This window comes from Sphingomonas sp. PP-CE-1G-424, from assembly GCF_004341085.1.
In the GTDB taxonomy this organism is placed as follows: Bacteria; Pseudomonadota; Alphaproteobacteria; order Sphingomonadales; family Sphingomonadaceae; genus Sphingomonas.
In genome coordinates this window covers 16,027-40,252 of the sequence record NZ_SLXW01000015.1, presented here as the reverse complement: position 1 = coordinate 40,252, position 24,226 = coordinate 16,027, and the positions used below count along the sequence as shown (strand labels likewise).

At 59.1% G+C, this 24,226-nt stretch carries 29 protein-coding genes and 1 pseudogene; 5 read left to right on the top strand and 25 right to left on the bottom strand.

From position 1 onward, the window contains the following. Positions 1-65: 65 nt before the first annotated feature. The 8 genes from C8J43_RS21140 to C8J43_RS21110 all read right to left on the bottom strand — a co-directional run bounded on the left by C8J43_RS21140 (position 66) and on the right by C8J43_RS21110 (position 9,212). On the bottom strand, positions 66-800 hold the full coding sequence (locus C8J43_RS21140) for a hypothetical protein (protein WP_133032533.1): 735 nt from the start codon (positions 798-800) through the stop codon (positions 66-68). After that, complete coding sequence (locus C8J43_RS21135) at positions 790-1,092, bottom strand: hypothetical protein (protein ID WP_133032532.1); 303 nt, start codon at positions 1,090-1,092, stop codon at positions 790-792. The genes C8J43_RS21140 and C8J43_RS21135 overlap by 11 nt, the downstream gene beginning before the upstream one ends. Next, on the bottom strand, positions 1,079-1,246 hold the full coding sequence (locus tag C8J43_RS22090) for a hypothetical protein (protein ID WP_165899726.1): 168 nt from the start codon (positions 1,244-1,246) through the stop codon (positions 1,079-1,081). Before C8J43_RS22090 ends, C8J43_RS21135 begins: the two co-directional genes overlap by 14 nt. 139 nt (positions 1,247-1,385) lie before the next feature. Next, positions 1,386-2,540, bottom strand: a complete 1,155-nt coding sequence (locus C8J43_RS21130; protein ID WP_133032531.1) for a nuclease-related domain-containing protein — start codon at positions 2,538-2,540, stop codon at positions 1,386-1,388. A gap of 4 nt (positions 2,541-2,544) precedes the next feature. Beyond that, positions 2,545-3,333, bottom strand: a complete 789-nt coding sequence (locus C8J43_RS21125; protein ID WP_133032530.1) for a type IV secretion system DNA-binding domain-containing protein — start codon at positions 3,331-3,333, stop codon at positions 2,545-2,547. A gap of 2 nt (positions 3,334-3,335) precedes the next feature. Then, entirely contained in the window at positions 3,336-6,599 is a 3,264-nt protein-coding gene (gene mobF / locus C8J43_RS21120; RefSeq protein ID WP_133032529.1) for a MobF family relaxase, read from the bottom strand. A 2-nt stretch (positions 6,600-6,601) separates the two neighbouring features. Beyond that, a complete protein-coding gene (locus C8J43_RS21115; protein WP_133032528.1) occupies positions 6,602-8,935 on the bottom strand; it encodes a type IV secretion system DNA-binding domain-containing protein in 2,334 nt (777 codons plus the stop codon). Beyond that, a complete protein-coding gene (locus C8J43_RS21110; RefSeq protein WP_133032527.1) occupies positions 8,925-9,212 on the bottom strand; it encodes a hypothetical protein in 288 nt (95 codons plus the stop codon). The genes C8J43_RS21115 and C8J43_RS21110 overlap by 11 nt, the downstream gene beginning before the upstream one ends. 546 nt (positions 9,213-9,758) lie before the next feature. Between C8J43_RS21110 and C8J43_RS21105 the strand changes: the two genes are divergently transcribed. Further along, a complete protein-coding gene (locus C8J43_RS21105; protein WP_093400787.1) occupies positions 9,759-9,983 on the top strand; it encodes a hypothetical protein in 225 nt (74 codons plus the stop codon). Positions 9,984-10,159: 176 nt separating this feature from the next. Here C8J43_RS21105 and C8J43_RS21100 read toward each other — a convergent pair whose 3' ends face one another. The 4 genes from C8J43_RS21100 to C8J43_RS22470 all read right to left on the bottom strand — a co-directional run bounded on the left by C8J43_RS21100 (position 10,160) and on the right by C8J43_RS22470 (position 13,876). Next, positions 10,160-10,741, bottom strand: coding sequence for a hypothetical protein (locus C8J43_RS21100; RefSeq protein WP_133032526.1), 582 nt, complete (start codon positions 10,739-10,741; stop codon positions 10,160-10,162). A 388-nt stretch (positions 10,742-11,129) separates the two neighbouring features. Continuing rightward, positions 11,130-11,438, bottom strand: coding sequence for a hypothetical protein (locus C8J43_RS21095; RefSeq protein WP_133032525.1), 309 nt, complete (start codon positions 11,436-11,438; stop codon positions 11,130-11,132). Positions 11,439-12,015: 577 nt separating this feature from the next. Further along, a complete protein-coding gene (locus C8J43_RS21090) occupies positions 12,016-13,104 on the bottom strand; it encodes a DUF2493 domain-containing protein (protein WP_133032524.1) in 1,089 nt (362 codons plus the stop codon). Between the two features lie 79 nt (positions 13,105-13,183). Beyond that, positions 13,184-13,876, bottom strand: a complete 693-nt coding sequence (locus C8J43_RS22470) for a DUF736 domain-containing protein (protein ID WP_243645723.1) — start codon at positions 13,874-13,876, stop codon at positions 13,184-13,186. A gap of 789 nt (positions 13,877-14,665) precedes the next feature. On the opposite strand from C8J43_RS22470, the gene C8J43_RS21080 reads away from it, so the two are divergent. After that, positions 14,666-15,082: a hypothetical protein gene (locus tag C8J43_RS21080; RefSeq protein ID WP_133032523.1), complete on the top strand. Its 417-nt coding sequence runs from the start codon at positions 14,666-14,668 to the stop codon at positions 15,080-15,082. Between the two features lie 271 nt (positions 15,083-15,353). Continuing rightward, positions 15,354-15,566 (top strand): hypothetical protein, encoded by a 213-nt coding sequence (locus tag C8J43_RS21075; RefSeq protein ID WP_133032522.1) that lies wholly within the window; start codon positions 15,354-15,356, stop codon positions 15,564-15,566. Between the two features lie 20 nt (positions 15,567-15,586). Here C8J43_RS21075 and C8J43_RS21070 read toward each other — a convergent pair whose 3' ends face one another. The 3 genes from C8J43_RS21070 to C8J43_RS21060 all read right to left on the bottom strand — a co-directional run bounded on the left by C8J43_RS21070 (position 15,587) and on the right by C8J43_RS21060 (position 16,849). Then, the gene (locus tag C8J43_RS21070) at positions 15,587-16,048 is read right to left on the bottom strand and encodes a response regulator (protein ID WP_243645722.1); all 462 of its coding nucleotides are present in this window, start codon (positions 16,046-16,048) and stop codon (positions 15,587-15,589) included. Between the two features lie 127 nt (positions 16,049-16,175). Beyond that, positions 16,176-16,601: a type II toxin-antitoxin system VapC family toxin gene (locus tag C8J43_RS21065; protein ID WP_133032521.1), complete on the bottom strand. Its 426-nt coding sequence runs from the start codon at positions 16,599-16,601 to the stop codon at positions 16,176-16,178. Next, entirely contained in the window at positions 16,601-16,849 is a 249-nt protein-coding gene (locus C8J43_RS21060) for a type II toxin-antitoxin system Phd/YefM family antitoxin (RefSeq protein ID WP_133032520.1), read from the bottom strand. The genes C8J43_RS21065 and C8J43_RS21060 overlap by 1 nt, the downstream gene beginning before the upstream one ends. 138 nt (positions 16,850-16,987) lie before the next feature. Between C8J43_RS21060 and C8J43_RS21055 the strand changes: the two genes are divergently transcribed. Further along, positions 16,988-17,476 carry a hypothetical protein gene (locus C8J43_RS21055; protein WP_132833849.1) on the top strand — a complete coding sequence of 163 codons (489 nt, stop codon included), beginning with the start codon at positions 16,988-16,990 and terminating at the stop codon, positions 17,474-17,476. 14 nt (positions 17,477-17,490) lie between these two features. Here C8J43_RS21055 and C8J43_RS21050 read toward each other — a convergent pair whose 3' ends face one another. From C8J43_RS21050 to C8J43_RS21015, 8 genes and pseudogenes are all read right to left on the bottom strand, one after another. Then, positions 17,491-17,685, bottom strand: a complete 195-nt coding sequence (locus C8J43_RS21050) for a hypothetical protein (RefSeq protein ID WP_081874273.1) — start codon at positions 17,683-17,685, stop codon at positions 17,491-17,493. A gap of 239 nt (positions 17,686-17,924) precedes the next feature. Next, positions 17,925-18,314 (bottom strand): type II toxin-antitoxin system VapC family toxin, encoded by a 390-nt coding sequence (locus C8J43_RS21045; RefSeq protein WP_133032519.1) that lies wholly within the window; start codon positions 18,312-18,314, stop codon positions 17,925-17,927. A 14-nt stretch (positions 18,315-18,328) separates the two neighbouring features. After that, positions 18,329-18,595, bottom strand: a complete 267-nt coding sequence (locus C8J43_RS21040; protein ID WP_243645721.1) for an antitoxin — start codon at positions 18,593-18,595, stop codon at positions 18,329-18,331. A 279-nt stretch (positions 18,596-18,874) separates the two neighbouring features. Continuing rightward, positions 18,875-19,942: pseudogene (locus C8J43_RS21035) on the bottom strand (site-specific DNA-methyltransferase); the annotation flags it as partial. Positions 19,943-20,499: 557 nt separating this feature from the next. Further along, on the bottom strand, positions 20,500-21,285 hold the full coding sequence (locus tag C8J43_RS21030; protein ID WP_133032517.1) for a hypothetical protein: 786 nt from the start codon (positions 21,283-21,285) through the stop codon (positions 20,500-20,502). Between the two features lie 139 nt (positions 21,286-21,424). Next, positions 21,425-22,270 carry a D-alanyl-D-alanine carboxypeptidase family protein gene (locus C8J43_RS21025; RefSeq protein WP_133032516.1) on the bottom strand — a complete coding sequence of 282 codons (846 nt, stop codon included), beginning with the start codon at positions 22,268-22,270 and terminating at the stop codon, positions 21,425-21,427. 96 nt (positions 22,271-22,366) lie between these two features. Further along, positions 22,367-22,636: a DUF1488 family protein gene (locus C8J43_RS21020; RefSeq protein ID WP_133032515.1), complete on the bottom strand. Its 270-nt coding sequence runs from the start codon at positions 22,634-22,636 to the stop codon at positions 22,367-22,369. Positions 22,637-22,695: 59 nt separating this feature from the next. After that, a complete protein-coding gene (locus tag C8J43_RS21015; protein WP_133032514.1) occupies positions 22,696-22,917 on the bottom strand; it encodes a hypothetical protein in 222 nt (73 codons plus the stop codon). A 133-nt stretch (positions 22,918-23,050) separates the two neighbouring features. On the opposite strand from C8J43_RS21015, the gene C8J43_RS21010 reads away from it, so the two are divergent. Then, positions 23,051-23,374 (top strand): hypothetical protein, encoded by a 324-nt coding sequence (locus tag C8J43_RS21010; RefSeq protein WP_133032513.1) that lies wholly within the window; start codon positions 23,051-23,053, stop codon positions 23,372-23,374. 119 nt (positions 23,375-23,493) lie between these two features. Here the strand turns inward: C8J43_RS21010 and C8J43_RS21005 are convergent, their stop codons facing one another. Both C8J43_RS21005 and C8J43_RS21000 read right to left on the bottom strand, forming a co-directional pair. Continuing rightward, on the bottom strand, positions 23,494-23,793 hold the full coding sequence (locus tag C8J43_RS21005; RefSeq protein WP_133032512.1) for an addiction module antidote protein: 300 nt from the start codon (positions 23,791-23,793) through the stop codon (positions 23,494-23,496). 42 nt (positions 23,794-23,835) lie between these two features. After that, positions 23,836-24,132: a type II toxin-antitoxin system RelE/ParE family toxin gene (locus tag C8J43_RS21000; RefSeq protein ID WP_133032511.1), complete on the bottom strand. Its 297-nt coding sequence runs from the start codon at positions 24,130-24,132 to the stop codon at positions 23,836-23,838. Positions 24,133-24,226 lie beyond the last annotated feature (94 nt).

The following is a 24,226-nucleotide window of genomic DNA, read 5'->3' as shown; positions in this document are numbered from 1 at the left end:
GGATGGCACCCGCTGAGTTTACGAACCGCCCCCGCCAGGGGCATATGGACACCGAAGCTAAGTTATCAGCGGCCTGAAAACGGGGAGCAGGTCACCGGCGACCGATGTAAGTCGATCATTCGACTGGCTCGCCGTGCGAAGACCATCGGTTGCACTACAGTCTCGTAGGTGGTCGATGTACCGAACCACTTCATCGGACTGTGCCATTTGTCCCCTTCAATAATTTTCATCCGGTACGTGCCGGGTGGCACCGGTACGGATACATCGTCGTTACGGCTCACATAGACGGAGATGACGTGCACGTCGGTCTCCGGATCAAACAGCTGTACGACAACATTGGCATCTGCCGCTGCCACCCCAATTTTTGACGTCGCTGTCTTTGGATCAACGCTATCATTGACTGTGACGGTTCCGGACGCTGGGAAGGGCAGTTCAGCCACGCGATCGGGAAACAAGCCGGAGCGTTTTGCCTCACGGTAGGCGGGAATCAAGATGGGCATCGCGCATAGGAGGAATATCCATTTTCGCGCTGGGTGCGTCCGATCATGTCGTTTCGGACGACGCCGGTTCTTTTGATACTCGAATCCACGATTGGCTGTATCGAACCAGCCAGGGCCAACTCCGCTGCCGTTGCCACCGCCTCCGATCCAACTCGCGCTGCCAAGCGGTACCGCTTTTCCTTGTTTGTCGTGCGGATGCTCGACCCTTGCTTTGCGATCGTTCCAGATTGTTTTTCCGGCGGCCTTTCCCTGACGGTCCCGATAGCGTTCGCGCATATAGTCGCGGTCATCAATGCCCATGACCAGTCCCCGCATTTTCCTGTGCCCGCCGGTTGACGGCACGGCGGTGGAGAACACCGAGTTGCTGGGCGAAATCGACGACGACGAACGAAAACTCGTCAGCGACGTCTTGCTCGGCCGCGCAGGTGGGCGCGATCGAAGCGGCAGCCAGCACCAGATGCGCAGCGGCGATGGGATGCGTTTGCATCAGGTGGAATGACTGAGTCCGGAAGCTGTCCGCCAAGTCCGTGTCGGACAGCGCATCGGGTGTGAGCAGCTCGGCCGAGGACGGTTCACTTTCAGCGTGCTGCATGATCACTCCCCCCGGTACGTGAATCGCTTTGCGTAGTGTGCGGCGTGAAGGTGGCGCCCTGGCCGTGCCATTGCGCTCCGATCATCGCGCAGGCGATCGCCCACAGGGCCGTAAAGACCGCAGTCCCGCCGACGATCCAGAATGTCAGCGCCATCAGCCGGCGATGGCGGTGTCGCGGTGTGGCTTCAAGCGAGGGATCGACCGTCGCCCCCCAGATTACACCGTCGGTCGGCGCGGCATCGAGGCGGGTTGTACGGCCACGTTGCCTGGGTGGGGCTCGCATATAGTCGCGGTCAGCCGACCCCATGACTCACCTCCCGCTGTTCCCGATGTGTTGTGATAAGGGCGTCTCGGATGATTGGAGCTTTGCTCGCATCGCTCAGCCAGTTGCGATAGCGCGGGTTCCACCGGGCGAGGCCCTCGCAAGCCAGCTTCAGACAAACACCCGCTGCTTCATCCCTACCGGCGAGGAAGGCGACGCTGCCGTCAGGCAGTACGCGCTCGTATATACCAGGCACGATCTCAATCTTGTCCGATGCCTTGCCCTCAGCGGCTATGGTGCTCAGCGCGGTATCGCTCGTGACCACGGTTGCCTTAGGCTCGCTTGAGGCGACGACAGGGGAGGCCTTCTCTGCGCTTGCCCCGGCCTGGATGTCGCCCTGCTGCGTGACGTCAGGCTTTGTCTCGTCGTCGGCTCCGTCTTCCTCGTTGTCGACAACCACAGCCGGCTTGATCTTCGACGATCGCAAGCCGATCATTTCTTCGAGGCCGCGGGGATCAGGCTGGTGGTCTCCTGCGAGCTGACTGCCAATCGCCAACAGCGTCTTCACTGATACGCCAGTCGAGAACAGCCGGCCAATCGCAGTTATCCCGCCAAATTCCGTCCATTCTGCAATGAAGTTGTCTGCTTTGTAGATCGGCACGTCGGCGCCGACCTTCGAGCGGTCGATCGAACAGTCCGGAGGAATGATGACGAAGGCACTAATCGTCTCGAACGCAACGTCGTGCCGACGTTCTTTCAGCCAGACCCTAAGAACCTCCCTTTGGCGTTGTGCCTGAGCCAGCGGATTGGGGATGTCGATCGGCCGTCGCCGTCCCTCATACCAGACGTGCCATTCATTATGCTCGTTCTTAGAGGGCCTGCCACGATAGTTCTTCACCTCGACAACCGCCGCGGTGCGCGACAGACGTGACAGGATGACATGATCGAACTGAGCGAACCCGCCGATACCGTCAGGAAGCCGCAGATCGTGCAAAAGCGCGTGATTGGGCGCATTATGGAAGTGACGATCGAGGATATGCGCGGTCGATCGCTCACCATTTAGCCCGCGCTGGCGGTTCATCGTCTCCTTGCGCGCCCGCTCTGGAAGGCGGTCGAAGTCTGGGTTTGCCATGAATGCGGCTATTGCTGCGCATTCGTCAGCTTTGGTCGACGGTTTTACGATCATCTACTCATTCCCCTTTTAGAATCTTGACCTTCAGCAACGGCCTTCGGTCCGGGCCTGCCAAGGCACCGACGGCGGTGACACGTCTCGCAACCGCGTGCCGGAAGACGCTCGCGGAATGGATTTGCACGATTTGAACTTCCCGCCCGGCGTTTACCTCGAGCCGTGCGACGCAATCGATGGCGGCCTGGACAGAGCGACAGGCACCGTCGTTGACCGCGGCGCCGGCCGTCAGGAACAGCACCGATCTCGGGCTTGTGGTCAGCCAGCGGCGGATAGACGTTGGGGTTGACGACGTGCCGGCGGCAAACCGTCCGGCGTCCTCTTGAAGGCGCGCCAATGCCGTCCAGCCTGCCCGCGTGTCCGTTGCGGTGTCGAGATCCAGGCGCATCGCGTTCGCCATCGATTCATACCCGAAAGCACGAACTCTCTCCGGAACGTCCCGCAGCCCAGCACCGGGTTTCGCCGCTACCTCCCAAAGCATATCGGCGAGTACGCAACTAACAGCGTTGTAGATTTCCGGCGCTACTCCGTCTGATCGCAGGATCGCCTCGGCTGCGTATGCGATTTCATGCTGTGTCAGGTGATCGGCAAAGAAGTCCCAGTTGCCGATGGCCGGGTCGAGCAGGAAATCCGTATCCTGGGCGGCGTGAAGACGTGCAAGTTGGCTACCTTCGTCAACGACCATCAAACGTCCGCACCCCCTCCGCGCTTGCGTCAAAAGGAGGTCGAGGATGTCGGATGGAATGGTCTCGTTCGTGCCGCATAGGATCACCGTCGTGGGCGAGTTATTCATCGTCACATATCCAGGCTGCGGTTTTTTTCAGGAAGGCCGCGGATCTGTTCGCCAGACTTGAGCAGCGCGGGCAGGGCGCTAAGGTCGTCCATGTCGAGTGGAGGTATGCCGAGCTCGTCGTCCTTGCGATCGGCCTGAACATCACGCCGATCGGCATCCTGGCCGTCCTTGAGCGACGGCATCTCCCCATCGAGGTTTTTGATGTCGGAATAGTCAGTGGTCGACGCGCCCATTGGCGGCAGGTCCGTCATGTCGAGGCTGGCGGGATCGATCAGGATCTTCTCGCTGCTCGCCTCGTCGAGGCTCTCCATTGCTTTGGTGAGCGCATCGTCAGCCGCTTTGGTCTGTACGGCAGCACCATCGATATCGACGCGGCCGAGGCTTTCTAGCGATGAGGTTTTGTCGCCGGGGTTCTTATCCAGCTGCAGCTCGAGCTTCTGCTGGTTGTCAACGACCATGGTCAGGTCGAGGCGAATGCGGGTGACGCCTACGTTGAAAAGTCGCTGGTTCGACAGATTGCGCTCGAAGCTCTGCATCACCGTGATGGCTCTGTTGACGGTGATGCCCTGCGCCATGTGCATGTTGAGCGCGTAGGCGAGGTCCATCCGCTGCATTATCGGGTCGTTCTTCTCGAGCGTGACCTGGTCCTTGTTCGCCAGTTCGACCGTGACCTTGCCGTTCTCAATGCCGGCGATCGTGGCCAGCGAGGCATTGTAGATGCCGCGCTCCTTGTCGTTATCAGTCCACCGAATCCGGTCGCCTTCGTGAATCTGGATTGTCTCGATCGTCGCGAGCGACATACGATCCTTGTCGATCATCGGATCGATCTTCTGAGGACTGAACTTGATCGATTTACCGTTTTTGACGATTTCGACCTTGCCGTTGGCAAAGGTTCGCCGGACCTCGGCTACGCCGCGTTCGATTTTGAGCTCCGGCACCGACCCCTTGATCTCCAGCCGCTGCCCCTTCTCGTAGGTTTTGGCGTAGCGCAGGTCCTCGCGCTCGATGTTCACGTTCTGGATGACCGCGATGTATAGCCCGTCACCTTTGAGCGTGCCCTCGTCCTTCAGGCCTTTTTGCACCGCCTGATTGATCGCCGCGCGGGTCTCGCGGCCGGACGCGAAAATGGCCGTGTTGGCACGTTCATCCTGCGACAGGGCCAGCCACAGGTCGGACGCGTGCGCCGATGGATCCTCATGCTCGACGACTTTGTCGCCAAGCACCTTCATGGCCTGACCAGCCTTGCCAATGTTGGCCAGCGCCGCGACCGTGCGCAGTTGGTCAGTCTGCTGGCGAAGGTTGTCATCCATGCGGGCCATGCCGATCTTGTCGGCCTGCATCATGGCAAAGGCCTTGCCGGCATCGATTGGGAGGAGCTGCTGGCGATCGCCGATCAGTGCGATCTTTTCGATGCCGAGCGCTTTAGCGATCGTCAGCATTTTGAGCATGTCGCGGTTCGACACCATCGACGTCTCGTCGACGACGATGACCGTGTCCTTTAATTCGTCACGGCGTGCCTGCGCATCGGGCGTGTTCGGGTTGGTGACGTGCTTTTCGTTGTGCCAGATGAAGTGGGCGATCGTCTCGGCTTTAACGCCTGAATCCTGCATCTGGTCGACCGACATTTCGCGGCTAGGACTGGCGTCAGGGCGTGCCATCCCTTCCTTCATGTCGGCGACCATCTTATTCTGAAAGGCGAGGCCCAGGATGGATTTGCCTTCTCCCTCAACGACGCGGGCAACGGCCTGCAGCATCGTCGACTTACCGGCACCGGCGATGCCCTGGACCGCTACGATGCGGTCGGAGGTCGATACGATCAACGTTGCGGCTGCGAGCTGGCCTTCGTTCAGAGGGTGAGGGGAGGCGGCCTGCAGCCGATCTGGCGCTTCCGAGGGTGCCACGATTGGGGCACCCGCGTCTCTCCCCGCCTGGACCCGCGCAAGGATGCTCTCCTCGGTCCGAAGCGCTTCGGGCGTCGTGAGCGCATCGACTTTCTGACCTTGGTGGGTAATCTGCCCGGCGAGAAGTTTTCCCTTCTCAATGAGCTGCTCGACCCTCGCCTCGACATGGTCGATCGTGACGGCCTTGAGTCCGAAGTCGAGCGCCTTTTTGGCGACCTTGTCTTTGTCGAACGCCGCTTCCCGCTGATTGAGACTACGGACCGCGGATGCGACAGCAAGCTGCGCGTTGGCCTGCCCCGTTGACTGCGCCAGGCGTACAAAGCCGCGGTCGACCAGCGGGTCCGGTGACCGGAGCAAGCCCGACACCGTATCCATCGCGACTTTCACGGCGTCCGCGATTACGGTGTAGCTGCGCCCGATCGTGCCAGCATTCTCGCGTTGCTCCAGCTTTGCGGCGTTCTGTAACGCTCCTTCGAGCAGCTTCTTGCCGTCAAACCCTTGCTCTGCGGCCTTCTTCATCCAGTCGAGCACGAGGCCGTCGCGGTCTTCGACATTCAGCTTGGGATCACGCGTATTTACGGTGATTTTGTTACGGCCTTCCGGCGAGACAATGCCCAGCTCAGCCGCTTTCTCCATGATCTGTTCACGGCGCTGGCTGAACGTCTCCAATACCGCTTTCGGAACGCCGGCAATTTCGAACGTCCCGTGCTTGCCGGTCATCTGCACCTGGTAGCCAAGCTTCTCCAGCTCATCGCGCAGGAAGCTATGATAGATCGAGCCGATCACGCTGTTGCTTGACCATATTCGGTCTGCATGAAGGGCATGGAGTTTGCCGTCCGGCCCCCTTGTCATGTTGGCGACGATGGCGTGGATATGTGCCTGCGGATCTAGTGCTCGGCTCGTATCGTGCTGGAAAAGGGCGTAGACCAGATTGCCCGTTTTAACCGCCTCGGTTTTCCCGTCTTTCGTCACGCGCGTTTCAGCTAGGTTCTTTTCGACCCATGCCATTGTCTGTTGGACTGCCTTGGTCTGTGCGCCGTCAGGTCCAAGAATGCGTTTGTCGCCGGCAATATACGCCATAACCGACACGGATTTCGGTGCCGAGAAGGTCAGGTCGTAGCCTGGCCGTCGCGAACCCTTATCATCTACGACGCGCTCGCCAGAGGGGAGCTCGCCATTGAGCGCCTTGGCAAATGCCTCCTGCGAAACGGTGCCGGTAAGGCCAGCTGCGGCAGCCCCTTCACCGCCCCACATGCTGACGTCACCGGCCTTCTCATCGGTGTAATATTCGCCGCTGACGAAGTCGTCCTTGGTGAAGTATTTTGCGGCGCCGGATGCCGATCTGACGGATGCGATCGAGTGCATCGTTACATCCCATATCCGTCATCAGGGAAGGCATCGCGCGCCTCCCGGATCGACAGGTCCTCCGGCCGTTCTCCGGCCAGCGTAGGATCGTCTTTCTGCCGCTGCTGGTCCTCACTGCGCGCCTGGACGGACTTACCCTCCAGTGACCGTTCGCGGTCCTTTCGATCGTCATCGCCGGAACGCTCACGCATGTCCTGAAGTGGTACCTGCGGTTCGGTTCTGGCGGTGGCTTCGACGGTTGTCGCGTCGCGCGAATTGTCGACTTCGTTCTCGGTCGGCTGTGACAGAATGTTGGTGGCGAAGGTGTTGGCCACGTTTGCCGGTTCAACCTCTTCTTCTGTCAGACCGGGCACATCGCCACGTCCAACATCGTCGTCACCACCCTGCGGCTTGCCACCACCTCCGCGAACAACCTTTCCAGGCTCGTCCGGCTTAGCCGGTTTCCGCTCGATGAAGCCCTCGGCGACGGTCGGGTAATGTTCCCATTCCAGGCGGATGCGTGCAGCAGGGAAGCCATCGGGGAATTTCACAAAGCCGTGCAGGCTCGGAAGGTTCATGATGTCGTCGGGGATGACCAGCGGTTCGATCTGTTTACGGGGGGTCAGGGTCGAGGCGTCGCGTGTGTTGTTGTACCCATAGCTATACCCCTCATCCATCTGCCGGATCTCGCGGTTGCCAATGTAGCGGGCACCCTGTTCAGCAGTGTCGAGGTCGGCTGCGGCGAGGATCAGTTTGGTGCGTGCGAGCGACGACAGGTTGCGGGCATTTTCCTCGCCATAGACCTGCGTGAGCTTGTCGAACGAGTGCAATCCGAGCACCATCGCACCACCGAAGTTACGGGCGGTCTGGAGGCCGTCTTCGATAGCCGGAAGGCGGTGGAGTGCGCCCAGTTCGTCGAACACGAACCAGGTGCGCAGGTTACGGGTTTTTTTCATCGTCATCAGCGCGTGGATGGCGAGGTTCGACCAGAGCGTGAGCAGTGCCCGGTTCATCTCCAGGTCTGTGTAGTTTGAGGTGATGAATAGGATCGAGCCGGGCTTCTTCTCGGACGTCATCCAGTCCTTGATCGAGTATTGCGGACCGTCGTCGGGCAGGAAGCGCAGGACTTGCGCGTTCGTATTGAAAACCGCGCGGATCGACTCTGCCATCTTGGCCGCTTCGGGGGCCGTAATGGGGTCGGCGATGGTGTTGGCAAGATGCTTGTGAACCAGCTTCAGGTCAGCGGTCATGAGGTTATCGGCAAGTGCCTGGTTGGACGTCAGCCCCTTCTCGATGAGCTTCATGCACATCTCGATGAAAAGGGTACGCGCAGCGAGTGCCCAGAACGGGTCAGCCGCCCCGCCGTCGGAGGGGATCAGGGCTCCAGCGGCTGCGGTAAGCTCGCTATAGGTTCGGCAGTCATTGAAGATCGTCCAGGCTGGGCAGCGTGCGTCGGCCGGGTTGAGAATGGTGTCACGTGTCGGGTCGTAGAACGCTTCGACATAGGCCCCGGTCAGGTCGAACACGACGGCGGTATCTTCGCGTTCGCGCATCTCCCGAAGGAGTTTACGGAACACGGTCGTTTTACCGGAACCGGTGGTGCCGAGCGTCATGAAATGTGACTGTTCGAGACGGTGTGGAAACGGGATGCCGGCAACGGTGTAGGGGTGGTGGATCCCGCCTATCTTGCGGGCCTTGAACTTCAGCTTCAGGACCTGTTCCGGCGTCTTGTCCGGAAAGAGTTTTGCGGCCTCCTTCACGAACTCGATTCTGTTATGCCCGGCGATCTCGGAATAGAGCAAATCGCGCTCGACCAGCATGGCGCCGCGCTCATGGCGCTCCTGGATCATCGCCTTGCCGCGACGGGCCGAGAAATCGACGTACCAGATCGACAGCGGGATGGTGATGCACGAGGCAATCGCGACCGAGCCCATGAACCCCTTCACGGCCTTGTGCCATGCAAGGATGACCTCTGGCACGTAAGGCACGTAGCCCATGTAGGTGTGGCGCACGCTGTTGTCGGGCAGACGCAGGTTGATGCGCTTCATTTCGTCGAACGATATCCAGTCCCACAGCCCCGACAGGATGCGCATCGAGATGAGCTGGACGTTGTTCTCGTCAAGGGTGAGCGAGAGGATCGTCGAGTACGCGATAACGAAAATGCCAAGCCACATGTAGATCGGCATTTTGGCACCCTGTAGCCACATCAGGACCTGGGTATTGAGAAGCTGGCTGCCACGGGTGAAGTTGCCCGAATTGCGAGGCGCTTCACCACGCGCGCTATGGTGCTTCTGGGGGATCGGACGCCGATTGTTACGGATGTCCTGGCGGGGCGCTTTGGGGTCATCACGCGCCATGATGAAGCTTCATGCGACGGTCGGCTTCGAGGACGAGCGTTTCGCGCAATTCCGGGTGGTTTTCGCGGATAATCGCGTCGATCGCGACCTGCATATATTCGGTCACGCGCAAGTGGCGCCGCTCGCTGCCTTCAAGCAGCTTCCGGCCATCAAGATGTTGTTCGATCGCCCGACGAACCAAGTCCGACGGCGAGCACTCCAGTTTGGCTGCTTCTGCCTCTATACGGGCACGCAGATCACCGGCTACCCGAAGGGTATAAGGGCGTGAGGTACTCAAGTAACCAGCCTCCTAGCAGAGAGGCTGATGGGTCCTTAGGAGGACGTTCCTTATAGCTGTGGAACGCGGCTACAACAAGCTCGATATCCTGGTTTGGGCATAAGCCGTATTACGGTGTCTTACGCAGGAAACGGCGGAAATCTGCACTTTTTGAGGCGTATTACGTTGTAAGACAAACTGTAAGACGTTGTATACACTGTCTCGGACTCTCTAACTCACTGTTAAGCTACGGAAAAAGGCAAGCGCAGCTTGCGTAAGGTGTGCTCTACTGTAGTCCCGATTCCCATGTGTCGATTTGATCTCCCCGGTCCTTCGTATCGATATGATGGCATCTCTGTTTTCCTCGGGGCAAAGGCCCGCCTTCGCGGCGGAATGACGGTTGAACTGGTTGCTCTGGCGTGGTGTCTTGGGATCGTTCTGAGATGATCGTCACCGGGGTTTCCTTGATGTTAGAAGCTGGTCGTGGGTTGGCGCTTTTCCCTCGCCTAATCGATAGCTATACCGGTACCGTTCAGAGCCCGATCAGCCTGACCAAAAGGCAAGAAAATGGCGAAGTCACTGGACGCTGAAATGGCCGCGATCGAGGCCGAGGAACGCAAGCTGGCAGATCGCCGAAAGGCGCATCTGAGGAAGCTTCGGGATACGGCTATTGGGACGGTCGAGAAGGTAGGGTTGCTCAAGCTCCCGCTGGATCGACTGGAGCGGTTGATGGAGGCGGTGAAGACGCTGGGCGTGGACGAGGTCGAGAAGCGGCTCACGGCGAAAGCCTGAGACGGTTCGAGGCCGAGGCCCACGCCAATGGCCGCACGGGTTTGCTACCTCGTGCGGCCATTCTTTTTTCGACAGGGGAGAGGCGCAGCCGGCTTGGTGGCATCAGGCAAAAAAAGGGACGCGCCAGCCGGTAGGCTGGGCGTCCCTTGCGGTCGGTTTAGATAGACACAGACCGATCAAATCCACGCCAGCAGGTACTCCCCTTCGATCGGTTTGAGTGCCGCCATCGTCGCCAGCGTTTCAATGCTCTCGGCCATGTCCGGATTGGAATCGAGCCGACGCCTGATGCGGGGATCCGTCAGCCTCCGTCGAAGCTCCGTCATCGGCACCATGCCGGCGACCATGCGGTCGATCCCAAGGCCGTCTAACAGCGCCAGCGCTTGGGGGTTTGCGAGAGCTATTTCCGGGGCCGCATCCGGGTTCAGAGACAGGCGCATCGTAATATCGCCAGTGGGTTCAGTCTGCGCCACCCGGACGCGTCGACCGAGGAACTGAGCCTCATCCAAAATCGCGATGACGGAAGGGTCGTGGTCGAAGCATTTCGAGACGACCGCGAGCGACAGATGGCAGACGCGGGCGTCGAACTCGAACCATGGATCGCCGGTGACGCCGTAGCCCGGAAGCACCATGGCAAAACCCAACCGCAGCGATTGTTCGGCAAGCAGATCGCGTAGCGATGCGAGCTGGTCGGGAGTGATGATTGCCGCCATTGGCGCGAGGATGGCGCGGCCGTCTTCTACGCGGAACGTAATGGTCATGGTGACCTCCTTCGTTGAAACCGCACATCCCTCCCTCCCTCCTCTCCGGAGAAGTTTCGCGACGCCTCTGATCGAGCATCACGGTCGAGGCTAGGACGCCTAGTTAGCGCACGGCCGAAGGGCCGCTGCGCTCAGGCGGGCTAGGCGTGCAGGGTAACACTGTCGGATGTTGGAAAACCGCGTCAGCAGCGCCGGGACGGGCTCAATGCCCGCACCGGCGCTTCACCGGCCGATGCGTAGCCAGGGGAGGCCCGACGGGGCCGTACCGAAGCGAGCGAGCCGGTGCCGCACGCCCGTCGAAATCAGCAACGGAAAAGGGCCACCCGATCGCCCGGATGGCCCTGTGAGTATTAGACGATGAAGGGAGGAGCCGAAGCCCCTCCCGCGGTCATTTGATGAACTGGGCGTAGGCGGTGAGCGCAGCCCCGATCGCGATTGCTCCCGTCATCAGTGAGCCGAGCCCGATGATGTACCATTTAAGTCCGTCGATTGAGGTCTGCATACCCTTGAGGCCGCTTTCCAGCTGTACCTCAAGACCTGCGATTTGCTGCTTCAACGGCTCTATTGCGCGACCCACGGCCATGTCGATCTGCTCCTCGACGACGACGACTGCCTTAGCCGCTGCCTCATCGTCGATATTAGCCGATCTTAGTGCTCTGAACAACGCGACTTGCATTTCGTCCTCCTTCTTCTTCAAGACGCATTCCGGATTAGGGCGGCGCGGCGAGGGTCAAGGGATCGCTCTTGCGACCGCTTTAGCGGCGGTGGGGGCAACGATTTTTCGCAGAAAAATGGTGGGACCCTGCCGTCCCTTGAGGCTCGTCGCGCCGCCCGGGATAATAAGACGACTTGAGATAGATTTTTCCCCGCGGCAGCAGCGCCAGGGCGGGCTCGATGCCCGCACTGGTGCTCCCCCGGCCGAGGCGTAGCGAAGGGCAGGCCGAAGGGCCTGCCCGATGCGAGCGAGCCGGGTTCCGCGCCAGCCTCAAACCGGACGGTCGGGCAGCTCGTTAGCGATGTTTCCAAAGCTGCGGCAGCACAATACCGGAGGGGGGAAGGCGACCGGCTGCGCGGCGTCCAGGTGCGGCCCGACGGGGCCGTGCCAAGGATGTCGTGCGGCCGGTCGCCTGGCGTGGGGGGAACCGTAGGGTTCCCCCCACAGCAACGCTGACGAAAAGGGGCCAGCGCGGGGATTTCGCCCGCCGCTGGCCTAGTGTTTCCTGCCAAGGAAAGGGAAGGGGCGGCGCGCTCTAGGCTGCGCCGCCCGGATAGGGCTAGCCGATTGCCTGCCGCTTGGTTGCGGTCGGTGCCGGTGCCTGTCCGTCGATGCGGAAGGCGTGGGTTGGGATGCGGGCGTCTTTCAAGGTCTGCAACAGGTTCGATTGCAGGCCGGAACCTTGGCAAACGATGGCTTCAACGGGGGCTAGTTTTACAAGCTGCTCGTTGCGAACGAACCCGGCGCGGTTGCCATAGCGGCCCGTCTGCGGCGTGAAGGCAACCACGGTAACGCCACGGCTTGCGGCCCATGCTGCGGCGATCATGTCGCACCCTTTACGCTGCGCGGTGGTGCAAAGCGTCATGTGCGGGATACGGGCTTTAATCTGGTCGAGGCGGTCCCAAAGCTGTTTGAAGTCGTGCCACTCCTGACCGCCCGAAAAGACTACAAGCGGGCCGGTGGGGTTGCGCTTTTCGCGGTGGTCCTGCGCGCGGGCCTTCAGGAAATCGAGGGCGGCAATCTGGCTTGCGGTGCCTCCGCTGGAAACCTTCGATCCGCGCGCGGGGGACCAAGGGTGGCCGGACTGCGCCCGGTAGCAGTCGGCGGCATAGTCGCGCATGCATTCGATAGCGGCGCGCTGTTCGGTCTTGGTCTGCGCGCGGAGTTGCAATTCCTCCATTTCGACGGCGTAAATCTCGGACGGATCATAACGGCGCGTCATCTCGCCAAGGTCGCGGCAAAGCGTGTCTTCCTCGCGTTCCAGCTTCTGCGCTTCGTAGTGAAACGAGTTTACGAAACCCCAAGCGATCGCCTGTGCGCTGGTCTCTAGGCGGGTGTCGCGGAACAGGTCGAAAAGGGTTGCCATGATCGCCGCGCAATCGTGCTGCGCCTCGATCGGCTCGGGCATGTCGAGTTCGGCGCGCTCGTCGCCCATTTCGACGATCGAAAGCGCGCCAACGTCGCCGAACGCTTCCTGAAAATTGGTCGTCGCGGTGTCTTCGGCCATGCTCTCGGCAATCTCTGCCGTGCGGGGGTCGGTCGCGTTGTCGGACGCGCTGTTGGTCGCGGGCGTGGCGTTGGTGCGGTTCATGGCTTCGCCCAAGTCGGCAAAGCTGGTAAGGCGCGGGGAGGTCGTTTTCTTCGTCATTGGTCTGACTCCGTTGGCAGGGGTAGGCGGCTAGGGTCGGGGGAGGGTTGCACCCCTCTCCCCGCCCGTTTGGGTGGTCTTAGAAGGCGGGGATTTCGTCGTTCAGCGGCTCGGAAAGCTGGCCGTTGTCGGTGGCGTTGCCGATGCCGAAACCGTCATCCGATGCCTTGCGGCGGTTCTGGCGGGTGCCGTCCAGATTTTCGCGGCGCGTGGTCGGGCGGTTCCAGACGACGCGAAAACCCTCTTCGTTATTGCCGAAAAGCATGATCTGAAGGGGTTCGCTGATGCTGGGGTCGTCTAGCTTGCCCTGATAGAAAACTTCGCCGCTGCTGTTGCTGGTCATTTCCCAAAGCGCGCCGATCTGCACCCAACGCTTCGCGACGTTCAAAACCATGATCTCGAACGCGGGGGCCTTGTCGTTCGTGCTCTCGACGGGACGGAGGCCAAGGCGCGCGAGGTCGATGGTTGCCGTTGCGACCGAACCGAGAAGCTGACCGCCGACCGACTTGAAAGAACCGATGTTCATAGTATTCACTCCACGTTGCGGGGGCCTATCCCCCTGTTTGCCGGTGCTTGGGGCCTTTCCCCTCCGGCATCTTCTTTTTACCCCCTCCACTCTATTTGACCAACCTGATTGATTACTTGACGCCCAATCATCGTACACGGTGAGTCCGAGCATAAAAAAGCCCCCGACTAGGCGGCGTAAATAACAAATCAAAGACGCATTGATCGCGGTAGCGAGCAATTCTGTTTCTACCGTGCTGATGGGCAAGGCCCGGCCTTTGTTCTCATCGCACCCGGAGCCGTCCTCGCAGGGGCTCAAGAGGCAGGCACGGCTGGCGGGGTCAACACGAATGACGGAGGCTCCGCCGCTTTAGCGGTGGAAACCGTAGGGCCTTTAGGCCCGGTATTCTTGTTGAGGCGTCTTCAAATCAAATAAAAGCATTGTCCGCTCCAGCGGACAATTCCCCTTTGACGCCGACCCCGTCGGACGGGTCTGCCACGCCGAGACACTGAGAGACGGCGAAGGGTGTGATGAGAACACAGGCCCACAAAGCACACATCATGCGCCTAGCGCATGATTCCACAGCCGAAGGCTGCCTGCGGTGCTCATGGTCCTAGACATGAGGTCAGGGTAGATCGACATCCCCGCCCCACGCCATCCGCGAACCTAGCGCACGAGCCCTGTCATCGTGCCCCGGGAGCCCGACAAGTGATTGTACCCGAAGGGCGGAGACCCGCTCTTCGCGGGGCTCCGGGAGGCTCTTGCCGACTATTGAACGGTCCCGCCCTCTTGGGCGGGATGTCCCAACCCTTTCTATTTTTCCTTCAACTCTTCGAAGATTTCAGTCGGCTGTACCCCGCCCATAAGCCATATCCGAGACGGCCCCATCGACAAGAAAGCATCACATTTCCGTAGGGGAAAAGCTTGGCTTGAGCCCATAAATCAAGTCTTTAGAGTGGCCTATCGAAAAGGGCGAACGTCACAGCGACGCTGGCCGAAAACACGAAAGCAGATGCCTCGCGATGTACGATCGTCCGGCAGGGGAGGGGTGCAAAAATGAATCCGGAAGCGATGCTCGGCACATTGGAAGGACATCATCGAGACATCATGGCTGGCCTTCGCGAAATCAGACGGCATTGCGGCGAGGAAAACCCGAATAGCCGTGAACTGGCGGTCGCCCGAGAGCAGTTGACGGCGTCCAGCCTGTCGCGGTCCAGGTACGTCAGCGAGGTGATCGTCCCAACGTTACTTAAAGATGCCGACGATGGCTTGAGGACGGAGCTGTCCGAGTTACTCTTTGCAACTGCAACCAAGCGGATGTTTTCGCGCGCGCATATTGCTGAGTGGACGACGACGTCGATCGAGGCGGACTGGTCGGGTTATTGCGCCGCGGCGCGGGATATTTGGCCAATGATGGAAGAGCAGATCGCGCGTGAGACGAGGGTGTTGGCCGCCCGGCTCAAGCATCGATAGCGACATCAAGCCGGATTGGATTCCATCAGGCCAAGGCGGTGCCGAAGGTACCGTCAGGCGCACTGGGTGGCGTTCGGCAGACAAAAAAAGGGCCAGCGTGAGCTGGCCCGGATAGTTTTTAGGAGAGGATGCCTGAAAGGCGTCGCCATGCTGCATCTGCGAGCATCGTTTTGCAACCGCGAACAGGCTTGAACCGCATAAACTTTGGTTGTTAACCGGGCGAAAGCCGGCAACCGCATTTCGCGCGATCGATCGGCTATCCGGAGGGACATTGAGCGACACGCGCATCGGCACTGTTGAACGAGCATTTCAGCTGGCGAGGGAAGGCGCCTGTCGCTCGGTTTCAGACATTCGAGAACGCCTTACTGCCGAGGGTTATGAGGGCGTGTTCAGCCACCTGAACGGCATGAGCATCAGGCGTCAGCTGGCTGCCGCGCTCGTAGCGCGTGGCGTGACGACGCCGGTCGAGAGCGACGACGTCTGAACCACGCCGTCCTACGCGGCTCAGGCCGCGTTCTTGAGCGGTTCTGGCAACTTCCCATCGGGCAGGGTTTCGCGAAGATGGCCATGGATCATCTGGGCGTTGAACGGCTTCGAAAGAAACGTCGCCTTCTCCGGAAGGTCGCCGGTTTCCGGGCTTACGCGCCCGCTACCGATGACGATCTCGATCCAGGGGTAGTTTTCGGCGACGTGGCGCGCGAGCGCGAACCCGTTGGTGTCACCCGGCATGTCGACGTCCGAAAAGAGGAGGGTGATGGTGTGGGCGTACTCGGGAAGCATCGCGATCGCGGCATCGCCGCTACTGGCTTCGTAAGTGCGGAAACCCGCGTCTTCGAGGATCCCAGTTATATCCATAAGGATGAATGGTTCATCGTCGACGGCAAGGGCGTAGGGGATTGTTGATAAGGTCATGCGCATCAACCCGCCATTTGCGAAAATGGCTCCGATACAAAGCGCATGCAGCACACCTGTTTACCTTGTGGAACGGGCGTCGATCGCTTCCTGAAGAAGGCATGCCGAGGCCCCGATAAGTACCGCACCAAAAGCGAGGGCCGTTTGCGAGTGCATGGATCTCATGATCGTCTCCTCGCTTTCACTGAGGGTAGGTCCACGGATCCAAAAGGGTAACATCTGTGCCTGCGAAGTCGACGACATTTCGGGTGACGATCGTCAGGTCGTGTACGAGGCCCGTCGCTGCGATCCAGGCGTCGCGTTCGCTCTTGGTGTCCGGAACGTGCAGCCGCGCGCAGCGCAGCGCGATCGTTGTGTCGACGGGGAGTATGCGCCCGGCAAAGGTGGGCATGACTTTGTCGTGTAGCCAGAGCCGCAACACGCCGGCTTGCCGCGTATCGCGTCGTTCGAGCAGTGCGATGCCTAGCTCGATCTCCATGATCGTGATGACCGAAAGGAACATGTCCGCCTGATCGACGCTACCGGCCCATGCTTCGACGGCTGCACTGATCTTTCCGCTGCGCCGCTTGCGCAGCTCGGACAGGGCGTTGGTGTCGAGCAAGTACATCAGTCGAAGACCGCCGGACACGGGAACGATGCTGCCCTGCTGAAGTCGACCTCGATGTCTCCGACCTCGTCCATGTCGAGGGCGTCGAGGATGTTGCCGGGAGGCGCTTTCAGCCGCTCGTATTCGGCAAAGGGCATGACCGCCATGATTGGTCGGCCGCGTTCGGTGATGATGACTGCGCCATCAACCGCGGCCCGCTTGATGCGACCTGGTTCGCGATTGAAGTCGCGACTGGAAAAAGTTTGCATGGCAGCTTGACCTTATTTGTCGTGACGTACAGACATTGCCGCAGGCAGCGGAATTGTCAATGTTCGTCACGCGACCGGGCATTGCTCGATCGCATGACAATCCCGCCAAATCCGAGGCCTCACCCGAAGGAGGATATGATGAAAGTACAGGATATGATGCGGGGGTACGACTATGACCTCCCGCTATATGACGTGCTGAACAACAGTGGCACCAACGAGAACGGCGACCCCGAAATATCGACCGATCGGCGGGTGCTGGCAGGCGCCACGATCGGGATCGGCCTCGACGTTGCCTATTTCGCGATCACAGAGATGCAGGAAGCGTTCACCGCACTGGCGAGCGAAACGAGCAACGGCATGGGCCGTGGCGAGGGGCACAAGGATCTCGAAGAGATCCTGCGCGACAAGAGCCCGTTCCAGATGCGGCTTTGGTACCTGCTGTACGACACGCCTATCGAACAGGCGATTACAGAACTCGCATGGTTGCAGAGCCTGACGTACCGTCGTGGTCGGATGTGCATGGTGATGCGCGAACAGAAGCTCGCGGTGATCTACGCCACGAACGCCCAGTTGTGCGAGAGCCTGACGGCTGCGCAGATCATGGCCAACGTGACGACCGAGGGCTGACGATAGTCGCTCGGTCAGGCGACCAGGGCGAGAAGACTCTCCGGGTGATGTGGCCGGCACCGGGAGACACGGAAAGGCTGAATGGGATTGTCGGTGCGGACCACAAACTGGTCGACGCCGGTGCTCTCACGAAGCTGAATAGCCACGGCGTAGGCGTTCTCGAGTGAACTCAGTGAACTGCGTCGGGCTGAAAGTGCAATGACGGTCATGATGATGTCCCTTCGGGGTGAAGTCCTTCGGGTGAAGTGCCTTATGGCGGGTGGAACGGCCGAAAGGCCCGTTCATGGAAAATTGACGACGATCCGTATATCGAGGGTGGTGGACCGGATTCGACGCAGATGCGTTAAGCCAGTCTATCCACCGTTTCGACGGAGGATCCTTCGATCGACGGGGTCGGGACCGCTGCTATCGGTTCCGGCCCCGTTTTCGTAAGCGGAAGCCGTCGGCGTCAGACGAGCCAATTCTCCACACGAAGACCCCGGATATGGGTGAACTCGCCGACATTAGCGGTGACCAGCGTGGCACCCAGCGCATAGGCGTGAGCTGCGATCAGGAGGTCGTTGGGGCCGATTGGTTTGCCAGCGGCTTCAAGCTCGGCGCGGATCCCGCCATATTCGGCGTCGGCCGGGACATCGAGCGGAAGGATCTCGAGCCCGCTCAGAATGGCTTCGACTTGCTGGAGCAGGCGAGGGGACCCCTTACGGGCGCAGCCATAGCGCAGTTCGGCCGCGGTGATGATGCTGACACACAGATTGTCGCTTCCGATCTCGACGATCTTGTCAAACACCGCGCCTTGCGGATTTCGAACGAGATCGGAGACGATGTTGGTATCGAGCATGTAGCGTGAATCGGTCACAGATCGACGGCCCTAAGCGGAAGCAGCGTAGCATCGAGATCCTCTGGAAACTGATCCTCAGAGGCGAGGGGGGTTAGCCCTTTCAGGATGTCGAGAAGACGGGCCTTGGGTTCGGGTTCGATGATAAGCTTGTCGCCTTCCTTATGGATGAGCACACGGCTTCCCGAAAATTCGAACTCGGCGGGAATTCGCACTGCCTGACTGCGATTGTTGCGAAACAGCCTGGCTTCACGCACGTCGACATTAGCAGATGTCTGGGTCACGACGCCTCCTTTGTATATGCCATGTATATACCATGTTGGGCTGACGTTATCAATCGCGATGAGCGATGGCGTCGTAGTTACGTCCGTGTCGTCCATCTCAGGTGGCCTCGGCGTGGGAAGCGCGGCGCTTTATGCGGTCCTAGCCTGGGTTGCTGCTTGAGACGTCTCCCGGCGAAAGCCGGAACCAAGCCTTGCAAAATCGATGCCGAATATCCGCTAACTTATTGATTTAACATAAGATATATTATCAATCCGAACGATCCACGTGGCCGTAGGCTGTCATGGGGTCGTCGCAAGCAAGTAGGCCTGCCGCAGCGCATCAATAGGCTGCCGACGTCCGTCTTTTTCGAAATGCCAAAAGCTCCATCCGTTGCACGAAGCGGCCTGTTGAACCGCAGCACCAATTTTGTGGATTGACCCACGTTGCCCTTCCGCGGTGACGGATCCATCAAGTTCGACCGTAGCGAAATAACGCCGCCCGCTGTCGCTGAGCTGCGTTCCGGGAGAAATCAAGCCACCCTCAACAAGGGCACCAAACGCTACCTTAGGTTGGCTCCTCGAACTTAGCATAGCGGAAAGAGACATTTCGTCGATCGGCAACGCAGCTTCTATCCGTTCAAGCGCAGCCTGGATATAATCGCCCTCACGATCGATACCGATCCACCGACGTCCTAACCGTTTGGCGACAGCTCCAGTAGTTCCTGTACCAAAGAAAGGATCAAGCACTACGTCGCCGGGCTTGGTACATGCTAGCAATACTCTGTATAGCAACGCTTCAGGCTTCTGGGTTGGATGTAGTTTAATGCCGTCTTTCTTAAGCCGCTCGCTGCCGTCCACTGTGGGAAATTCCCAGTCGCTGCGCATCTGCAACTCGTCGTTCAGAGTCTTCATGCTACGGTAGTTGAAAGTGTATTTTGCCTTCTCGCCTTTAGATGCCCAGATCAGGGTCTCATGCGCGTTGGTAAAGCGAGTTCCTCGAAAGTTCGGCATCGGGTTAGACTTGCGCCACATGATGTCATTCAAGATCCAATATCCGAGATCCTGGACCGCCGCACCTACTCGGAAGATATTGTGATAACTGCCAATAACCCAGATTGTACCGTCATCCTTAAGAACGCGGCGCGCCTCTTTTAACCACGCCCTCGTAAAACGATCATATGCGGCGAAGGTATCGAACTTATCCCATTCATCGGAAACGGTATCGACCAGCGCGCCCTCGGGATGAAACAGTTCACCGCTAAGTTGTAGATTATACGGGGGGTCCGCGAATACCATATCTATTGACTTTGACGGCAGCGACTGCATCTGGGAAATGCAATCACCGAGCAGGATCTGATCTAGTGGTAATAAAGTACCATTCTGATCCCCGTGTGTGACAACGGTATTAACGTCCTCGGTTTGTGCGTCATCACCAACCTTTATGATGATAGGCGAAGGCTCACTGGAGGTAACGTTGCCGACTGCTTCGCTAACCGGTCGCCAAAGCGGATGGGTAGGACTGCCAGAACTTACGGCCTCCAAGTCGCGTAAAGCATCGGAAGCCTGCCTTTCGACGAATTCATTCAGATGGGTGCGCAAGAGCGGCCTACCGTCGAGCACTGCGAGATATGCCGCAAGGTGGCCAATAATTTGGAGGCGATTGCCAATTGCCAGTCCATCGTCGCGCGACCAGAAGCCGGAAAGGGGCCGATCACCAACCGCTAGATCACGTCCGTCATTAACGTGAATTATAAGATCGTTTGATTCAATCGAGACTTCCTCAAACGCAATGACAAAATCGCCGCTCGTCCTTTGGATATATAGACGAGATGGATCTCCGTTCTTTGATCGAAAAAGCGGGGTTACAAGCATATCACCCAACGCCAAAGCGTGAACGGCTCCAATGCAGAGGAAGTTCTCCGATATCATAAAATATTCTCAAAATATCTATTTGACGCGAGCCATTTTTGAGCGGCATCCCGAATCTGCCGCTGGCGAACTGAAGGCTCTTCATGGTCGAAACTATAATCAATAAGGTCGGCATCGTGTACCGCGGCGAAGGCCTTTAGTTCAGGCTCTTCGCAGATGATGTCAGGTGCGATAATCCCGAGGAGGTTATCGCGCGTCAGAGTGATTGGCGCGTCATAATGCACTTCGATGGAGCCAGCGCGCTGGTCATAGGGAACCGGGCCATCGGTATTGTATAAGCGTATGAGCCCTTGGCTATGGAGATCGAAGGTCGCCACTTCCGATATAGCAGAAGATCGAACATTCATGCCGAAATAGTTAGAATTAGATCCGAAGAGCGCCGAGACAACTTTGCCTGGAGCGTCGTGGCTGGGAGGGAGAAGGAAGTCTGTAAGGTCAAGACCGTCGCAATGGGCCTTCATCAGGCTTGCATAACCCCCAGAGTCGAACGGCAGTAAGCTAGAAGGCTTAGGCAGCGCGTTGAAGTCGAGCACAAAGCAGTACAATGCCGAACCGACGCTGCGGCCATATGCGCCGGTCGGTTTCGGTCGGTAGCTTGGTTGCCCGTAGAAGTGGAAGCTTAGTTCCTGCTCCAGGACCTGGTCGCGTTCCCCCGGTTCGATCCGGCCATTATCTAAGATTGAGACAAAACCGCGTCCAAACGTGACGTGCATCAATGGCAAACACGGTGTCGTCGAGGCAAAGCCTTCTACAAAGGCTTGATATCGGTGTCCGGACTTCACCTAACATCCTGTCATCATGAGCGACGCGAACTGCCCGCCAATTTCATCCGATAGTGTAACAGCTCCCACAGTCCAAGGCGTTCAGCATACGCCGTGCATAGTGCTGTTCGGCACTACGCCCCGATCGTAGTTCGAAACGCTAGCGCCGTCGTGTTCTGGGCGCCTTCGATCTCGACCCGGTAAAGCCGAGTTCAATAAGATTGGCAACGCGCGCATCACGTGCCGAAACGCTGGTCTCACCCAGCACGACGACCACGATACGCCGACCTCGACGCATCGCCGACGCTGCGAGATTGTAGCCGGCGTCGGACGTGTACCCGGTCTTGATACCGTCGACGCCCGCAACCCGACCGAGCAGATGGTTTTGATTGGCAGTGCGGCGCGATCGCCACTGAATCGTACGTCTGCTGAACCGGGAATATTGCCGCGGGAATTGCCTGACGATGGCGCGCGAAAGCTTCGCGATGTCGCTCGCCGTCGTCACGTTCCCAGCGCTGGTCAGCCCGGATGCGTTTGCAAACCGGGTGTTCCGCATCCCAAGCTGGCGTGCCTTTGCCGTCATAAGTCTGGCAAATTTTGGTTCACTGCCAGCAATGCGTTCAGCCACGGCAACGGCCAAGTCGTTCGATGAGATCGCTGCGATAGCATCCAGCGCCCTGCCGACTGTGATCCTTCCACCTGCGGCTATGCCTAAATGCGTCGCCGGCTGGCGCGCCGCACGGCGAGATATCGGCAAAGGGTCACTTGGCCGTAGGCGACCATCGGCCAGCGCTTCGAATGCGAGATAAAGTGTCATCAGCTTGGTCAGCGACGCGGGTCGCCTCGCTACGTCGGGCGCCTGCGAAAGCAGAACGGTACCGGTTGAAGCATCGACAACGATCTCAGAGACGCGTGATCGAGCATATGCAGCCTGCACAGGCAGGCAGAATGCCAAGCTGGCAACGATAAGACCGATCTGCAAACGCCGTAGAGAACTGAAAAACATGCCGAAGTTGGCATCCTCAATGAGCCTTGAAGATGTCAGCCCTGACCTGACTGCTGCCTTAAGCGGCGCGCTTCGAAGGGCGCCCCGGAGCGATTGCTACTCGAGGTCACTTTCTGTCACGGTTATCACATTGGCCGTTGGCTGAAGCTCGGCAAGATCGGCGCAGATATCGAGAATTTCATCGCTGAATCGCTCGAACAGTTCCAGGGCGTCATTGTCTGGTTCATCGCCGCTCACTTCACGCAAAACGGCGTATTTCACGGCAAAATCGCGTTCCTCGCTGTCGATTTCGGCGGTAAACTCGACCTGCTTTTCGCGGTCGTTGTCGACCAAGCTGTCTTGATCAATCGTGAGACGGTTCGCCATGTATCACTGCTTCCTTGGTTGGCAGGCTCCCCTGCCCGAAGGCTACACAGCGCGCAAATTTAGCAAAGGCTGATGCCGCGGTACGTCGCGTCCTCAACGATGATCTTGGCAGTTCCCGGTCCGACGATCGTGTTCACCTTCCCCAGCGTCGTATCGATCGAGTCCCCTGGAAATACGATCTCGACCACATGGGAATTCGCGACTGGGAGGCCATTCGCGTCGATTACTATCGGCGCCGGTAGCAGTTGTACACGATAGGCAGGCACGTCGGAATTGGTCATGGGGCCTTCTCCAGCTTGGTGGATCAGTGTCAATGCCTAGGGGCTGCGGTCTAGAAGCCGTTCCAGCATGGGGCAGAATTAGCTTCACCCTGTGATGGGCGCGGGTTGTGTAAACCCCGTATCGGTATTGTTTTTGGTTGAAGCTCCGGATGACGGCTTCGCGGACGATCGGCCCCTCTTTCGCGCTTTCGCCGAGCCCAAAGTGGGCGATCGTAGTGTTTCGCAGCACTTTCACTTCGTCATGCGTAGCCTTGTTCGGGGAAGAAAGGATCTCGTCCCCGAGCGACATGCGGTTTTCGCTGGCAAACGTGGCGCGCGCGTAAAGGATGACGGCGTTGGTAAAAAGAGCGCCAACGATAATGGACTCGTCATCCTCACCCTCAAAGATCTCGGGCCGATCCATTGCGCGATCGCCCATCTCGCGGATAATCCGGAGCGACGAAGCGGATTGCCGTAGATCGTCGCGTATCGAGCCGATATCCGCAGCGCGCTGAATTGCAGATACCAGTGCCTTGTGATCGCCACGCTTAGTAAGCTCGACACCCAGCGCGACGAGGTCGAGATGATGTGCCCCGATCAAGCGTGCTCTGGAACGCGCACTTTCGCAGCTAGCTGCAGGCCAAGCGCATCAAGCACCTTCATCACCGTGCCTAGCGTCGGGTTTCCATCCTCGCTTAGCGCCTTGTGGAGTGCCTGACGGCTAAGCCCCGTATCACCGGCAACGGCGGTCATACCGCGTGCGCGAGCAACAGTGCCAAGCGCGGCTGCGATGTAGCCGGCATGGCCGCTCGCCAGCGCGTCGGTGATGACGTCGATCTGTGATGCATCGTCGGGGAAATGCTTGGCCGCATCGAACGGCTTCGTCTTGATCGCCATGTTACCTGTCCCTCCTGGACTAGACTTCGTTACAGTCGTGACTCATTCCAGATCGTCGGCCATCTCCTTCGCTCGCGCGATGTCACGCCGCTGGCTCGATTTGTCACCGCCGGTCAGCAGCACGATGATCGTCCGGCCCCGCATGACGAAGTACACGCGGTAGCCTGCACCAATGTCGACCTTCAATTCGCTGACGCCGTTACCGACTGGCTCGACGTTACCGAACAGACCGCCCGACAATTTCACGATGTTGCGGCTAATTGCTGCCGCGGCGCGCGCATCGCGAAGGCCATCGAACCATTCGTCGAAATCTTCGGTCGTAGTGACTTCGAACTGCATCAGTCGCATATATGCGACACTGTCTTAACCGTCAATTAAAAGCGACAGCCTTGTGCCGGATAATTCCTCCGCCGTGGGCAGCCGCTACTCACAA

What these genes read in the sequence shown, in the direction of transcription:
- C8J43_RS21050 (WP_081874273.1), bottom strand. Translation starts at nt 17,685, where the DNA reads ATGACCGTCATTGCACTTTCAGCCCGACGCAGTTCACTGAGTTCACTC.
- C8J43_RS21090 (WP_133032524.1), bottom strand. Translation starts at nt 13,104, where the DNA reads ATGACGAAGAAAACGACCTCCCCGCGCCTTACCAGCTTTGCCGACTTG.
- C8J43_RS21055 (WP_132833849.1), top strand. Translation starts at nt 16,988, where the DNA reads ATGAAAGTACAGGATATGATGCGGGGGTACGACTATGACCTCCCGCTA.
- C8J43_RS22090 (WP_165899726.1), bottom strand. Translation starts at nt 1,246, where the DNA reads ATGGCGCTGACATTCTGGATCGTCGGCGGGACTGCGGTCTTTACGGCC.
- C8J43_RS21105 (WP_093400787.1), top strand. Translation starts at nt 9,759, where the DNA reads ATGGCGAAGTCACTGGACGCTGAAATGGCCGCGATCGAGGCCGAGGAA.
- C8J43_RS21025 (WP_133032516.1), bottom strand. Translation starts at nt 22,270, where the DNA reads ATGTTTTTCAGTTCTCTACGGCGTTTGCAGATCGGTCTTATCGTTGCC.
- C8J43_RS21080 (WP_133032523.1), top strand. Translation starts at nt 14,666, where the DNA reads ATGAATCCGGAAGCGATGCTCGGCACATTGGAAGGACATCATCGAGAC.
- C8J43_RS21020 (WP_133032515.1), bottom strand. Translation starts at nt 22,636, where the DNA reads ATGGCGAACCGTCTCACGATTGATCAAGACAGCTTGGTCGACAACGAC.
- C8J43_RS21125 (WP_133032530.1), bottom strand. Translation starts at nt 3,333, where the DNA reads ATGAATAACTCGCCCACGACGGTGATCCTATGCGGCACGAACGAGACC.
- C8J43_RS21140 (WP_133032533.1), bottom strand. Translation starts at nt 800, where the DNA reads ATGGGCATTGATGACCGCGACTATATGCGCGAACGCTATCGGGACCGT.
- C8J43_RS21015 (WP_133032514.1), bottom strand. Translation starts at nt 22,917, where the DNA reads ATGACCAATTCCGACGTGCCTGCCTATCGTGTACAACTGCTACCGGCG.
- C8J43_RS21130 (WP_133032531.1), bottom strand. Translation starts at nt 2,540, where the DNA reads ATGATCGTAAAACCGTCGACCAAAGCTGACGAATGCGCAGCAATAGCC.
- C8J43_RS21115 (WP_133032528.1), bottom strand. Translation starts at nt 8,935, where the DNA reads ATGGCGCGTGATGACCCCAAAGCGCCCCGCCAGGACATCCGTAACAAT.
- mobF (WP_133032529.1), bottom strand. Translation starts at nt 6,599, where the DNA reads ATGCACTCGATCGCATCCGTCAGATCGGCATCCGGCGCCGCAAAATAC.
- C8J43_RS21005 (WP_133032512.1), bottom strand. Translation starts at nt 23,793, where the DNA reads ATGGCGATCAAGACGAAGCCGTTCGATGCGGCCAAGCATTTCCCCGAC.
- C8J43_RS21065 (WP_133032521.1), bottom strand. Translation starts at nt 16,601, where the DNA reads ATGTACTTGCTCGACACCAACGCCCTGTCCGAGCTGCGCAAGCGGCGC.
- C8J43_RS21060 (WP_133032520.1), bottom strand. Translation starts at nt 16,849, where the DNA reads ATGCAAACTTTTTCCAGTCGCGACTTCAATCGCGAACCAGGTCGCATC.
- C8J43_RS21045 (WP_133032519.1), bottom strand. Translation starts at nt 18,314, where the DNA reads ATGCTCGATACCAACATCGTCTCCGATCTCGTTCGAAATCCGCAAGGC.
- C8J43_RS21000 (WP_133032511.1), bottom strand. Translation starts at nt 24,132, where the DNA reads ATGCAGTTCGAAGTCACTACGACCGAAGATTTCGACGAATGGTTCGAT.
- C8J43_RS21100 (WP_133032526.1), bottom strand. Translation starts at nt 10,741, where the DNA reads ATGACCATTACGTTCCGCGTAGAAGACGGCCGCGCCATCCTCGCGCCA.
- C8J43_RS21135 (WP_133032532.1), bottom strand. Translation starts at nt 1,092, where the DNA reads ATGCAGCACGCTGAAAGTGAACCGTCCTCGGCCGAGCTGCTCACACCC.